Source organism: Mycobacterium sp. IS-2888, from assembly GCF_001954215.1.
GTDB lineage: Bacteria > Actinomycetota > Actinomycetes > Mycobacteriales > Mycobacteriaceae > Mycobacterium.
The window spans coordinates 19,341-34,364 of the sequence record NZ_MBET01000054.1; the positions used below are offsets into that span (position 1 = coordinate 19,341).

The 15,024-nt window shown below is 68.7% G+C and carries 1 protein-coding gene and 1 pseudogene (1 of these 2 cut by a window edge); both read left to right on the plus strand.

Annotated features, from left to right (window positions below):
* Positions 1 to 1,815, plus strand: a pseudogene (locus A5745_RS25340) (condensation domain-containing protein); the annotation flags it as partial.
* On the plus strand, positions 1,812 to 15,024 hold the 5' portion of the coding sequence (locus A5745_RS24885) for a non-ribosomal peptide synthetase (protein ID WP_076115890.1). It continues 15,377 nt past the right edge of the window; the window shows 13,213 of its 28,590 coding nt (coding positions 1–13,213); it begins with the start codon at positions 1,812 to 1,814; its stop codon lies beyond the right edge, outside the window. The pseudogene A5745_RS25340 and the gene A5745_RS24885, both read left to right, overlap by 4 nt.

Here is a 15,024-nt window from a genome sequence, read left to right on the forward strand (position 1 = left end):
GAAGACCACCCCGGCGACAAACGCCTCGTCGGCTATATCACCGGACCAGCAGACCCGGCCCATGCACGTACCCTGCTGGCCGAACGGCTCCCGACCTACATGATCCCCGCGGCGGTGGTGGCACTCGACACGCTGCCGTTGACACCCAACGGCAAGCTCGACACCCGCGCCCTGCCGGCACCCGTCTACGCGGACATCGATCGGTACCGCGCACCGGCCACCCCCACCGAGGAGATCGTGGCCGGCATTTATGCCCAGGTGCTCGGGCTCGAGCGCGTCGGGGTCGACGACTCCTTCTTCGACCTCGGCGGGGATTCACTGTCCGCGATGCGGGTGATCGCCGCGATCAACACCGTTCTGGATGCCGGCCTTTCGGTGCGCACCTTGTTCGAGGCTCCCACGGCCGCCCAGCTGGCGCCGTGTATCGGCGAGGACGGCGGCAGGCGGAAGCCGTTGGTCCCGGTCGAGCGGCCCGCGAGCGTCCCACTGTCGTTCGCGCAGAGCCGATTGTGGTTCCTCGACCAATTACACGGTCCCTCACCGGTTTACAACATCGCGGCGGCGTTGCGGCTGACCGGTCGCCTCGACGCCGAAGCGTTGGGTGCGGCGCTGGCCGATGTGGTCGGCCGGCACGAAAGCCTGCGCACCCTGTACCCCGCGGTCGAGGGGACACCCCAGCAGCTCGTGGTCCCCGCCGAACGGGCCGAGTTTGGTTGGGACGTCGTCGATTCCACCGGCTGGCAGGCGGACCGGCTTGAGGACGCGATTAGCGACGCCGTGCGCTACAGCTTCGACCTGGCCACCGAGATCCCGCTGCGGGCAAGGCTTTTCCGCGTCGGCGACGATGAGCATGTGCTGGTGGCCGTGGTGCACCATATCGCCGCGGATGGCTCGTCGATCACCCCGCTGGTGCGTGATCTGGGCGTTGCCTATGCCAACCGATGCGCCGGGCAAGCCCCCGACTGGGCCCCGCTGGCGGTGCAGTACGTCGACTACACGCTGTGGCAGCGCGAGCACCTCGGTGATCTGGCCGATCCCGAGAGCTCCATCGCCGCGCAGCTGGCCTACTGGGAAGACGCGCTGGCCGGACTGCCCGAGCGCCTGCCCCTGCCCACCGATCGGCCCTACCCGCCGGTTCCCGATCCGCGCGGCGCCAGCGTGCCCGTGGAGTGGCCGGCCGAGCTGCAGCAGCGGGTGCGCGATCTGGCCCGCGAACACAACGCGACCAGTTTCATGGTCGTTCAGGCCGCGCTGGCCGTGCTCTTGTCGAAGCTCAGCGCCAGCCCCGACGTGGCGGTGGGAATCGCGGTCGCCGGGCGCGGCGAGCCCGCGCTCGATGAGCTGGTGGGGTTCTTCGTCAACACGTTGGTGCTGCGGGTCGACCTGGCCGGCGATCCCACCATCGCCGAACTACTGGCCCAGGTGCGACAACGCAGCCTGGCCGCCTACGAGCACCAAGACGTCCCCTTCGACGTACTGGTCGAGCGGCTCAACCCGACCCGATCGCGCAAGCATCACCCACTGATCCAGGTGATGGTGGCCTGGCAGAATTTCGCCGGGCACCACGATCCCGTGGCCGGGTTAAGTCTGGGTGATGTCCAGGTCGCGCCGCTGCCCGTGCGGCTTCAGACCGCCCGCATGGATTTGACCATTTCGCTCGCCGAACGCTGGAGCGAGACCGGCGAGCCCGCCGGGATCGGCGGGGAAGTGGAATTTCGAACCGACATCTTCGACGAGGCCAGAATCAAGGCGCTCATCGAGCGGTGGCAGCGCGTGTTGGTCGCGATCACCGCCGAGACAGGGCGGCGCGCATGACGGCCGATGCGGGGCCGCGGCTTTCGTCGATCGACCTGCACGACGAGGGTGAGCAGGACCGGCTGGACGAGTGGGGTAACCGCGCGGCGTTGACCGCGCCGGCCCCCACTCGGCCGTCGCTTCCGGTGTTGTTCGCCGAGCAGGTGGCGCGTGCCCCGGGTGCGGTGGCGCTGACGTTCGCAGGCCGCTCCGTGACTTACCGGGAGCTCGATGAGGCGGCCAACCGGTTGGCGAACCTGTTGGCCGGCCAGGGGATAGGCCCGGGAAAGTGTGTGGCGCTGCTGTTTTCGCGGTCGGCCGAGGCGGTCGTGGCGATTTTGGCGGTGCTGAAAACCGGTGCGGCGTATCTGCCGATCGACCCGGTGGTGCCGGATGCCCGGATCGCCTTCATGCTCTCCGACGGCGCGCCGGTCGCCGCAATCACCACCGCCGAGTTGGCCGATCGGCTGGACGGGCACGGGCTGCCGATCATCGATGTCGACGACCCTCGCATTGACGCCCAGCCCGGCACGGCATTACCGGCGCCCGCCCCGGATGACATGGCCTACCTGGTCTACACCTCGGGCACCACCGGGACTCCCAAAGGCGTTGCGGTCACCCATCACAACGTCGCCCGGCTATTCGACTCACTGGATGCCGGCTTCGAGCTGGGGCCGGAACGGGTGTGGACGCTGTCTCACTCCTTGGCGTTCGACTACTCGGTGTTGGAGATCTGGGGCGCGCTGTTGCACGGTGGCCGGCTGGTGGTGGTGCCCGAAGAGGTGACGCGTTCTCCAGAAGACTTCCACGCCTTGCTGGTTGGCGAGAAGGTCAACGTTTTAGGCCAGACCCCGTCGTCGGTGGGGACGCTGTCGCAGCAGGGTTTGGAGTCGGCGGCCTTGCTGATCGCCGCCGAGGCGTGCCCGGCCGACGTGGTGGATCGGTGGGCACCGGGGCGGGTAATGGTCAACGCTTACGGCCCGACCGAGACGACGATTTTGGCGACGATCAGTGCGCCGCTGACGGCGGGCTCGGGTGCGGTGCCGATCGGCTCCCCGGTGCCCGGGGCGGCGCTGTTTGTGCTCGACGGCTCATTGCGCCCGGTGCCGGAAGGCGTGGTCGGTGAGCTGTATGTGGCCGGTACCGGTGTGGGAATTGGGTATTGGCGGCGGCCGGGACTGACCGGTTCGCGGTTCGTGGCATGCCCGTTCGGCGGTGCGGATGCGCCGGGGGCACGCATGTATCGGACCGGGGATCTGGTGTGTTGGCGTCCCGACGGGCAGCTGGACTATCTGGGGCGCGCCGACGAGCAGGTCAAGATCCGCGGGTATCGCATCGAGCTCGGCGAAATCCAAGCGGCGTTGAGTGCACTGGACGGGGTGGGGCAGGCGGCCGTGATCGTCCGCGAGGACCGCCCCGGCGACAAACAGATCGTCGCCTATGTCACCGGAACCGTCGACGTGACCGACGCACGCGCGCGCCTGGCCGAGCGGCTCCCGGCTTACATGATCCCCTCGGCGGTCGTGGCGCTGGATCGAATGCCGTTGACCCCCAACGGCAAACTCGACAAGCGCGCCCTCCCGGCGCCCGACTACCAGAACGCGTCCCGGTATCGCGCCCCATCCAGCCCGGTCGAGCAGGCCTTGGCCGATATCTATGCCCGGGTCCTCGGTCTGGAGCGGGTAGGGGTCGACGACTCCTTCTTCGACCTGGGCGGGGATTCACTGTCGGCGATGCGGCTGATCGCCGCCGTCAACACCGCCCTGGATGCCGGCCTGGCGGTGGGCACCTTGTTCGACGCGCCGACGGTTGCCGAGCTGGCGCCGCGGATCGGTGAGGACGGGGCCCGGCGTAAACCGTTGGTAGCGGCCGATCGGCCGGCCAGGATTCCGTTGTCGTTCGCCCAGAGCCGGTTGTGGTTTTTGGACCGGTTCGAGGGCGGGGTGGCGACCTACAACATGCCGACCGCGTTTCGGATCGACGGGCCGCTGGACGTCGAGGCGCTCGGGACGGCGCTGGACGATGTGATCGCCCGCCACGAAGCGCTGCGCACCATATTCCCCGACGTCGACGGGGTGCCGTGCCAGCAGGTGTTGCCGGCGCGGCCGGGAATGTGGCGGCACAAGGGCGCGGTGGCGGTGTCGTTGCCGGAGCGCGAGGTGACCGGCGAGTTGGTGGCGCTGGCCGGGTATCGGTTTGACCTGTCGACCGAGATCCCCATCCGTGCCCAGATCTATTCCGTGGGGCCCGCGCAACATGTGGTCGGAATTGTGGTGCACCACATCGCTTTTGACGGCTGGTCTTTGGCTCCCATGTTCCGCGATGTGGCCGAGGCGTATCGGTCCAGGCGGGCAGGCCGCACCCCCAGCTGGCCCGGTTTGGCGGTGCAGTACGCGGATTACACGCTGTGGCAACGGGATTGGCTGGGGGAGGAGACGGATCCCGACAGTGTGATCGCTGCGCAGTTGGCCTACTGGCGCGAGGAGCTGGCCGAGCTGCCCGAGGTGGTGTCGCTGCCGACCGACCGGGTCCGTCCGCCGGTGCCCAGCTACCGCGGTGATCAGGTCGAGGTGCGCATCGACCCGCAGCTGTGGACGGGGGTCAAGGCGCTGGCGGCGGCGCACAACGCGACGGCCTCGATGGTGTTGCAGGCGGCGTTGGCCGTGGTGCTGCACCGGGCCGGTGCCGGTGAGGATATCGCGATGGGCACCCCGATCGCCGGGCGACTGGACGAGGCCCTCGATGATCTGGTCGGGTTTTTCGTCAACACCTGGGTATTACGGGTGGGCGTCACCTCCGCGCAGCGCTTCTCCGACGTCCTGGCCGCCGTGCGGCACAAGGCCCTGGCTGCCTACAACAGCCAGGACGTTCCCTTCGAGCGGCTGGTCGAACAGCTCAACCCGGTGCGCTCCACCGCCCATCACCCGCTGTTCCAGGTGGGCATGGCCTTTATGAGCAATGTGCGCCCCGAGGTAGCGCTGGACGGAGTCGACGTCGAGCCGCTCGGAGTGTCCACCCAAACCTCCAAGTTCGACCTGGATTTCAACCTGGGTGAGGTGCTCGCCGAGGAGGCGGGCGCGCCGATGGCGACCGGGGTAGTGCTGTACGCCACGGATTTGTTCGACCGGGCCAGCATCGAGCGGTTGGTCGGCTGGTTTGGCCGGGTGATCGAGGCGGTGGTGACCGATGCCTCGGTGCTGGTGGGAGAGGTGTCGCTGCTGGATCGCGGTGAGCGTGATCTGGTGCTGCAGCGGTGGTCTGGCATCGAGGTGGCGGCGCCGGTAGGGGTGACGCCGCAGATATTGGCCGCGGCGGTGGCCGCCGCGCCCGCTGCGCCGGCAGTTATCGACGGCAGCCGCACCATGTCGTATCGCGAGCTTGATGAGTGGTCGTCGCGGTGGGCGCGGGTGCTGATCGAGGCGGGGGTGGGTCCCGAGCGCGCGGTGGGCGTGGCGATGGACCGGTGTGCGGAGTTGGTGGTGGCCTGGTGGGCGGTGGCCAAGGCCGGTGGGGTCTATGTGCCGGTGGATCGGTCCCATCCCGTCGAGCGCGTCGCCGCGGTGTTGGATGCCGCGGGTGCGGTGTGTGTGTTGGCGTGTGACGCCGACCCGGTGGCCGGGGTTGGGGCGCGTCCGGTGCTGCGCGTGGACGATCTGGATGTCTCGGGGTACCGCGCGGATCCCATCACCGATGCCGATCGCTTGGCGCCGCTCGGGGCCGATAACGGCGCGTATGTGATTTTCACGTCGGGCTCGACCGGGGTGCCCAAGGGGGTGGCGGTCAGCCACGCCGGTTTGTCGGGGATGGCCGCGGCGCAACGCACGGTGTTCGGCCTCGGCGCGGATGCGCGGGTCTTGATGGTGGCCGCCCCGACCTTCGATGCGTCGGTGTTCGAAATGTTATGGGCCGCAGGGTCGGTGGCGGCGGTGGTGGTGGCCCCACCGGATCTGTATGGCGGGCAGGCGTTGACCGAGTTGTTGGAGGACCAACAAGTCAGCGCGGCGGTGGTGACCCCGTCGGTGCTGTCGTCGCTGGACCCGGCCCGCCTGGAAACGCTGAATGTGTTGGCCACCATGGGCGAGGCCTGCCCACCCGAGGTGGTGGCCGCGTGGGCGCCGGATCGGCGGATGTTCAACCTCTACGGCCCGACCGAGACGACCATCTGGGCTACCTGGGCGCCGCTGACGGCGGGGCAGCGGGTGAACATTGGCGCCCCCGTTGCGGGGGTGCATGCGTGGGTGCTCGACGCGCGGTTACACCCCGCCCCGGTCGGGGTGGTCGGCGAGTTGTATGTGGGCGGGCTCGCGCTGGCACGCGGCTATGTGGGCCGAGCGGGGTTGACCGCGGAACGGTTCGTGCCCAACCCCTTTGGGGCCGCGGGAGCGCGGATGTATCGCACCGGAGACCTGGCGCGGTGGACCCCCGCCGGAGCCCTGGAGTATCTGGGCCGCGCCGACACTCAGGTCAAACTCCGCGGCCAGCGCATCGAGCTGGGCGAAATCGAAAACACCCTACTGGCCAGCCCGCAGGTCACCCGGGCCGCCGCGGCGATACACGAAAGCGCCACGGGTTCGCATTTGGTCGGCTACGTCGCATTCGACGACACCGCCACCGTCGAGGACGATGCCGAGGTCGTCGAGGGATGGCAGCGCCTCTACGACGAACTCTATGGCGCCGAGGGCGAGGCGCCGGAGTTCGGAATGGACTTTCGGGGCTGGAACAGCAGCTACACCGAGCAGCCGATCCCGATCGACGAGATGGCCGAGTGGCGCGCTGCCACGGTGGATCGGATCCGCGCGCTGCGGCCACGGCGGGTGTTGGAGATCGGCGCGGGATCAGGGCTGGTGCTCTCACAGGTTGCTCCGGCGTGTGAGCGCTACGTGGCCACCGACATGTCGGTGGCGGCGATCGAGCGCCTGCGCGCGGCGGTCGCCGCACAGCCGTGGGGTGAGCGGGTGGAATTGCTGTGCCGGCCTGCCTATCTCACCGATGCGTTGCCGGACGGATATTTCGACACCATCGTTTTGAACTCGGTAATCCAGTACTTCCCGAACGCCGCCTATTTACGCGAGGTCATCGACAACGCCATGAGGTTGTTGGCGCCGGGCGGGGCGCTGTTTCTCGGTGATGTCCGCAACCACGCCCTGCAGGGCGCGTTGCAAACCGGGATCGCGCTGGCCCGCACCGAAACCGCCGACGCTGCCGAGATCCGCCAGCGTGTCCAGCGCGCTGTGCTCGGTGAACCCGAATTGCTGCTGGCCCCAGAGTTTTTCACCGCCTGGGCCGCCGACGATTCGGCGGTGGCCGGGCTTGACCTCGAAGTCAAACGCGGGGTGGCCGACAACGAACTGACCCGGTATCGCTACGACGTCATCGTCTATAAGACTCCCGCACCGGTGCGCTCGGTTACCGCCGCGGAGAGCTGGGCGTGGGCCCGGTGCGCGGGGCTCGACGGGCTGCGGGACCGGTTGGCATCGCAACGTCCGGACGCTGTTCGGGTCACCGGGATTCCGCGCGCCGGGCTGATAAGCGAGGTTCGTCTCGAGGCCGGTCTGGCCGCCGGGTTGTCGGTGCCCGACGCGCTGGCCGATGCCACCGCCGCCGCGGCCGATGCCGTTGTGCCCGAAGCGTTGTACCGCCTCGGTGAGACCACCGGATACCGGGTGGCGGTGACCTGGGGTGACCCAGCGGGCACCCTGGATGCGGTCTTCCTCGCACCCGCCGACTCCGACCACGTCGCGCTGACCGACCTGTATCTGCCCCCGGCGTCGCAAGGCGGCGCCTGCGCCAATGATCCGCAGACCAACACCAAACTCGGCACCGTGCGTCAGTGGCTCAGCGCGTGGTTGCCCGATTACATGGTGCCGGCCCAGATCGTGGTGCTCGACGAGTTCCCGCTGACCTCGTCGGGCAAGATCGACCGTAAAGCGTTGCCGGCGCCGATTTTTGGCGCCACCGCGTTTCGGGCGCCGCAGACTCAGACCGAAAAGATCATCGCCGAGGTGTTCGCCGAGGTGTTGGGCGTCGCCCGGGTCGGGCTCGACGACGATTTCTTCGCCCTAGGCGGCGATTCGCTGATCGCCACCCGCGCGAGCGCGCGCCTGCAACTGGCGCTGGGCCGTCAAGTGCCGGTGCGATACCTGTTCGAGGCCGCCAAAGTCGGCGATCTGGCCGAGTACCTGAACCACCACCGCGGCGGCCCCGCCCGCCGGCTGCTGCAGGCGATGGCGCGGCCACCCCGAATCCCGCTGTCCTACGCCCAAAACAGGCTGTGGTTCTTGGACCAATTGCACGGGCCCTCACCGATCTACAACATGCCGACCGCGTTCCGGATCAGCGGAGCGCTGGATGTCGACGCGTTGCGCGCGGCGCTGGCAGATGTGGTGGCACGCCACGAGAGCCTGCGCACCCTCTTTGCCGCAACCGACGGGATACCCCAGCAGGTGGTGGTGCCCGCCGAGCGGGCCGACTTCGGGTGGGACGTCGTCGATGCCGGCGATTGGCCGCCGGAGCGGCTCGGTGAGGCCATTGCCGCCGCGGCGCGTCACCCGTTCGATTTGGCCGCCGAGATCCCGTTGCGGGCAAGCCTTTTCCGCATCGGCGACGGCGAGCATGTGCTGGTGGCCGTGGCCCACCACATCGCCGCCGACGGCTGGTCGGTCGCACCGCTGGTGCGGGATCTGGGTGTGGCCTATGCCAGCCGCTCTGCGGGACACGCCCCCGACACGGAACCGTTGGCGGTCCAGTATGTCGATTACACGTTGTGGCAGCGTGAGCACCTCGGTGATCTGGACGACCCCGACAGCGCGATCTCCGCGCAGCTGGCCTACTGGCAGGACGCCCTGGCCGGGATGCCCGACCGGCTGCAGCTGCCCACCGATCGGCCCTACCCGCCGGTCGCCGATTACCGCGGCGCCAGTGTGGCCGTGGACTGGCCGGCGCAGCTACAGGAGCAGGTCGCCCGGATAGCCCGCGAGCACAACGCGACCAGCTTCATGGTCGTCCAGGCCGCCCTGGCGGTGCTGCTGTCCAAGCTCAGCGTCAGCAGCGATGTGGCGCTGGGCATCGCGGTCGCCGGACGTGACGACCCCGCGCTCGATGACCTGGTCGGCTTTTTCGTCAACACCTTGGTATTGCGGATCGACCTGGCCGGTGATCCCACCGTCGCGGAGCTACTGGGCTGGGTCCGACAGCGCAGCCTGGCCGCCTACGAACACCAAGACGTGCCCTTCGAGGTGCTCGTCGATCGGCTCAACCCGACGCGATCGCTGACCCATCACCCCCTTGTTCAGGTCATGCTGGCCTGGCAGAACCTGCCAGGGCAGGGCAACAACCCCGCGGCGGAGCCGGCCCTGGGGGATCTGCAGGTTACCCCGTTGCCGGCCGAAACTCACACCGCGCGAATGGATCTGACGTTTTCGTTGGCCGAGCGCTGGAACGAGGCCGGGGAGCCCGCGGGGATCGGCGGCCTGGTCGAGTTTCGCACCGACGTGTTCGATGCGGCCACCGTTGAGGCGTTGGTCGAGCGCTGGCGGCGGGTGTTGGCGGCGATCACCGCCGAGCCCAGCCGGTCGTTGTCGTCGGTGGATGTGCTCGATGCCGCCGAGCGGGCGCGCCTGGATGGCTGGGGTAACCGCGCGGTGTTGGCCGCACCGGCGGTGGCGGGGGCGTCGATTCCCGAGTTGTTCGCCGCGCAGGCGGCGCGCACACCCGATGCGATAGCGCTGACATGTGGGGAGCGTTCGTGGAGTTACCGCGACGTTGACCAGGCGGCCAACCGGTTGGCGCACCTACTGGCCCGCCACGGGGCGGGCCCGGGACAGTCTGTGGCACTGCTGTTTTCGCGGTCCGCCGAGGCGGTCGTGGCGATGTTGGCGGTGCTCAAATCCGGGGCGGCGTACCTGCCGATCGACCCGGCGCTGCCGACGGCGCGCATCGAGTTCATGCTCGGCGACGCCGCACCGGTTGCCGCGCTCACCACCGCCGGGTTGGCCGAGCGACTCTACGGTCACGGGCTGCTGGTCATCGACATCGACGAACCCGGCATCCAGACCTATCCGTGCACGGGCCTGCCCGCACCGCGCGCCGACGACATCGCCTACCTGATCTACACCTCGGGCACCACCGGGACGCCGAAAGGTGTTGCGGTCACCCACGGCAATGTCACTCGGCTGTTGGAGACGCTGCACGCCGGCCTGCCGGGGGCCGGCGTGTGGTCGCAGTGTCATTCGCTGGCCTTCGACTACTCGGTGTGGGAGATCTTCGGTGCGCTGCTTGGTGGTGGGCGGCTGGTGGTGGTGCCCGACGCGGTGGTGCGCTCGCCCGAAGACCTCTATGCCTCGCTCGTCGCCGAACAGGTCAGCGTCTTCAGCCAGACACCGTCCGCGTTTTACGCACTGCAGGCCGTCGACGCGCTATCGCCCGAACAGGGACGGCGGCTGAAGCTCGAAACGGTGGTGTTCGGCGGGGAAGCGCTGGAGCCGAAACGTCTTGGGCCGTGGCTGCACAACCATCCCGGATCACCCCGGATGGTCAACATGTACGGCATCACCGAGACGACGGTGCACGCCTCGTTCCGCGAGATCGTCGACGGCGATGTCGAGAGCAACGCCAGCCCCATCGGGGTGCCGCTGGCCCATCTCGGCTTCTTCGTGCTGGACGGCTGGTTACGCCCGGTGCCCGCGGGGGTCGCCGGGGAGTTGTACGTGGCCGGCGCCGGGCTCGCGTGTGGGTACCTGCGCCGCGCGGATTTGACCGCGTCGCGGTTTGTGGCGTGCCCGTTCGGCGGGGCGGGGACGCGCATGTATCGCACCGGGGATCTGGTGCGCTGGGGGGCCGATGGTCAGCTGCGGTACGTCGGCCGTGCCGATGAGCAGGTGAAGATCCGCGGCTACCGCATCGAACTCGGCGAAATACAGGCGACATTAAGCGGTTTGGCCGGGGTTGAGCAGGCGGTGGTGATCGCCCGCGAGGACCGCCCCGGCGACAAACGCCTCGTAAGCTATGTCACCGGAACGGTGGATGCCGTCGGGATACGCGAGCAGCTCGCCGAGCGGGTGCCGGCGTATATGGTGCCGGCCGCCGTGGTGGTGCTGGAGGCGCTGCCGCTGACCCCGAACGGCAAACTCGACACCCGCGCCCTGCCCGCGCCGGACTATGCGGACGTCGATCGCTATCGCGCCCCGGCCACTCCCACCGAGGAGATTCTGGCCGGCATTTATGCCCAGGTGCTCGGGCTCGAGCGCGTCGGGGTCGACGACTCGTTCTTCGACCTGGGCGGCGATTCACTGTCGGCGATGCGCCTGGTCGCCGCGGTCAACGCCAACCTGGAGGCCGGCCTTGCGGTACGCGCTGTGTTCGAGGCGCCCACCGTTGCCCAGTTGGCGCCCCGCATCGGTGGGGACGCGGATCGGCTGGGGCCGGTGGTGCCGGTCGAGCGGCCCGCGGTGGTGCCGTTGTCGTTTGCGCAGAGCCGGTTGTGGTTCCTGGACCAGTTGCAGGGGCCGTCACCGATCTACAACTTGTCGGTGGCGTTGCGGCTGGGTGGGCGCCTTGATGCCGACGCGTTGGGTGCGGCGCTGACCGACGTGGTCGAGCGGCACGAGAGCCTGCGCACCCTGTTCCCGGCCGCCGAGGGGATACCGCGGCAGCTGGTGCTGCCGGCCGAGCGGGCCGGCTTCGGCCTCGAAGTCATCGATGCCACCGGCTGGCCGGCAGAGCGGCTGGGCGAAGCCATCGGCGCGGCGGCCAGTCACAGTTTCGATCTGGCCGCCGAGATCCCGTTGCGGGCAACGCTTTTCCACGTCGACGACGACGATCATGTGCTGGTGGCGGTGGTGCATCATATCGCCGCGGATGGCTTGTCGATCGCGCCGTTGGTGGGTGATGTGGGGGTGGCGTACGCCAGTCGGTGTGCCGGGCGAGCCCCCGGGTGGGCGCCGTTGGCGGTGCAGTATGTCGACTACACGCTGTGGCAGCGTGAGCAGCTCGGTGATCTCGACGACAGCGAGAGCCCTATCGCGGCGCAGCTGGCCTACTGGGAGCAGGCCCTGGCCGGGCTGCCCGAGCGCGTGCAGCTGCCTACCGATCGGCCCTACCCGCCGGTTGCCGATCACCGGGGCGCCAGTGTGGACGTGGAGTGGCCGGCCGAGCTGCAGCAGCGGGTGCGCGATCTCGCCCGCGCGCACAACGCGACCAGCTTCATGGTGGTTCAGGCCGCGCTGGCGGTGCTGCTGGCCAAGCTCAGCGCCAATAGTGATGTGGCAGTGGGGATCACAATCGCCGGGCGGCGCGACCCCGCACTGGATGCGTTGGTGGGTTTCTTCGTCAACACCTTGGTGCTGCGCGTGGAGGTGACCGGCGATCCGACCGTAGCCGAGCTGGTCGACCAAGTGCGACAGCGCAGTCTGGCCGCCTACGAGCACCAAGATGTGCCCTTCGAGGTGCTGGTGGATCGGCTCAATCCGACCCGGAGCCTGGCCCATCATCCGCTGATCCAGGTGCTGCTGGCCTGGCAGAATTTCGCGAAGCAGGACACCGAACCCGAGGGCTCGGCCTTCGGCGATCTGCGGGTCACGCCGCTGCCGGCGCGCACTCAGACCGCCCGCATGGACCTGGTATTCACGTTGGCCGAGCGCTGGGACGGGGCGGGCGAGCCCGCCGGGATCCGCGGGGCGGTCGAGTTTCGCACCGACGTGTTCGACCCCGCCAGCGTCGAAACGCTGATCGAACGGTTAGGGCGTGTGTTGTTCGCGATGACCGCCGATCCGGCTGGGCGGATCTCCTCGGTGGACCTGCTCGACGAGGGCGAGCGCACCGGCTTGGATCGGTGCGGTAACCGGGCGGCGTTGGCCGGGCCGGAACACACGACGGGTTCGATTCCGGCGTTGTTCGCCGCGCAGGTGGCGCGCACACCTGAGGCGGTGGCGCTGGTGTGCGGGGGGCGCTCCTGGACTTATCACGAACTCGACGAGGCGTCTAACCGGTTGGCGCACCTGCTAATTGGTCAAGGTGCGGGTCCGGGACAGCGGGTGGCCCTGGTGATGTCGCGATCGGCCGAGGCGATCGCGTCGATTTTGGCGGTGCTGAAAACCGGGGCGGCATATCTCCCGATCGACCCGATGGTGCCGGCGGCACGGGTGCGGTTCATGCTCGACGACGCCGCGCCGATTGCCGCGATCACCACCGCGGGGCTGATCGACCGGCTGGACGGCCATCAGTTGCCGGTCATCGATGTCGACGACCCCCGCATCGATGTCCAGCCCAGCACAGCGCCACCGGCGCCGGCCGCCGACGACATCGCCTACATCATCTACACGTCGGGCACCACCGGTGTTCCCAAGGGCGTGGCGATCACCCACCGCAACGTGACCCAGCTGCTGGAGTCGGTGGACGACGACCTCGAGCGCGCGGGCGTGTGGACGCAGTGGCATTCTTTGGCCTTCGACGTCTCGGTGTGGGAGATGTGGGGCGCGCTGCTGGACGGGGGACGGCTCGTCGTCGTGCCCGAAGAGATCGCCCGCTCGCCGCAAGACTTCCACGCCTTACTCGCGGCTGAACAAGTCACCGTCCTCAGCCAGACCCCATCGGCGTTCTACGCGCTGCAAACCGCCGACGCCCTGCAACCTGAGGTGGGACGCCAGCTGCAGCTGGAGACCGTGGTGTTCGCCGGCGAAGCGCTGGAACCACAGCGTCTTCGCACCTGGCTGGAAAACCACCCGGGACAACCGCGGCTGATCAACATGTACGGCACCACCGAGACGACGGTGCATGCCTCGTTCCGCGAGATCACCGGCGACGACATCGACAGCAGTGCGAGCCCCGTCGGGGCGCCGTTGGCCCGTCTGGCCTTTTTCGTGCTGGATGCGTGGTTGCGTCCGGTGCCGACCGGTGTGGTCGGCGAGCTCTATGTGGCGGGCGCCGGTGTGGGAGTTGGGTATTGGCGTCGGCCGGGGCTGACCGGTGCGCGGTTTGTGGCGTGCCCGTTCACCGCGGGGTCGCGGATGTATCGCACCGGGGATGTGGTGTGTTGGGGTGCTGATGGTCAGCTGCGGTATGTGGGCCGCGCCGATGAGCAGGTGAAGATCCGCGGCTACCGCATCGAACTCGGTGAAATCCAGGCGGTACTAAGCGGTTTGGCTGGGGTGGAGCAGGCGGTGGTGATCGCCCGCGAGGACCGCCCCGGCGACAAGCGTCTGGTCGGTTATGTGACCGGGACCGTCGATGTCACCGGCATACGTGCGCAAATGGCCGAGCGGCTCCCGGCTTACATGATCCCCGCGGCGGTGGTGGCGCTGGACACCTTGCCGTTGACGGTCAACGGCAAACTCGACAAGCGCGCCTTGCCGGCACCGGAATACACCGACGTCGACCGTTATCGCGCGCCGTCGGGTCCCACCGAGGAGATCTTGGCCGGTATTTACGCGCGGGTGTTAGGGCTGGAGCGGGTCGGGGCCGACGACTCCTTCTTCGATTTGGGCGGGGATTCGCTGTCGGCGATGCGGGTGATCGCCGCCATCAACACCGGTTTGGATGCCGGTCTTGCGGTGCGCACCTTGTTCGACGCGCCCACGGTGGCCGAATTGGCACCGCGGATCGGTCAGGACGGCGAGCGGCGCAAGCCATTGGTCGCCGGGGTGCGGCCGGCGAGGATTCCGTTGTCGTTCGCCCAGAGCCGGTTGTGGTTCTTGGACCGCTTCGAGGGCGGGGTGGCGACCTACAACATGCCGATCGCGTTCCGGATCGACGGGCCGCTGGATGCCGGGGCGCTCGATACCGCGCTGGACGATGTGATTGTCCGCCACGAAGCGCTGCGCACCATATTCCCCGACGTCGACGGGGTGCCGTGCCAGCAGGTGTTGGCGGCTCAGCCGGGCATGTGGCGGCGCGGCGGTGCGGCGGTGGTGTCGCTGCCCGAGCGCGAGGTGGCCGGCGAGTTGGTGGCGCTGGCCGGGTATCGGTTTGACCTGTCGAGCGAGATTCCGATCCGTGGACAGATCTATGCCGTGGGCCCCGAGCAGCATGTGGTCGGGATTGTGTTGCACCACATCGCTTTTGACGGCTGGTCGATGGCACCGATGGTCCGGGACGTGGGCGTGGCGTATGCCAGCCGGTGCGCGGGGCAAGCCCCGCCCTGGGCACCGTTGGCGGTGCAGTACGCCGATTACACGCTGTGGCAACAGGATTGGCTGGGCGACGAATCCGATCCCGACAGTGTGATCGCCTCGCAGT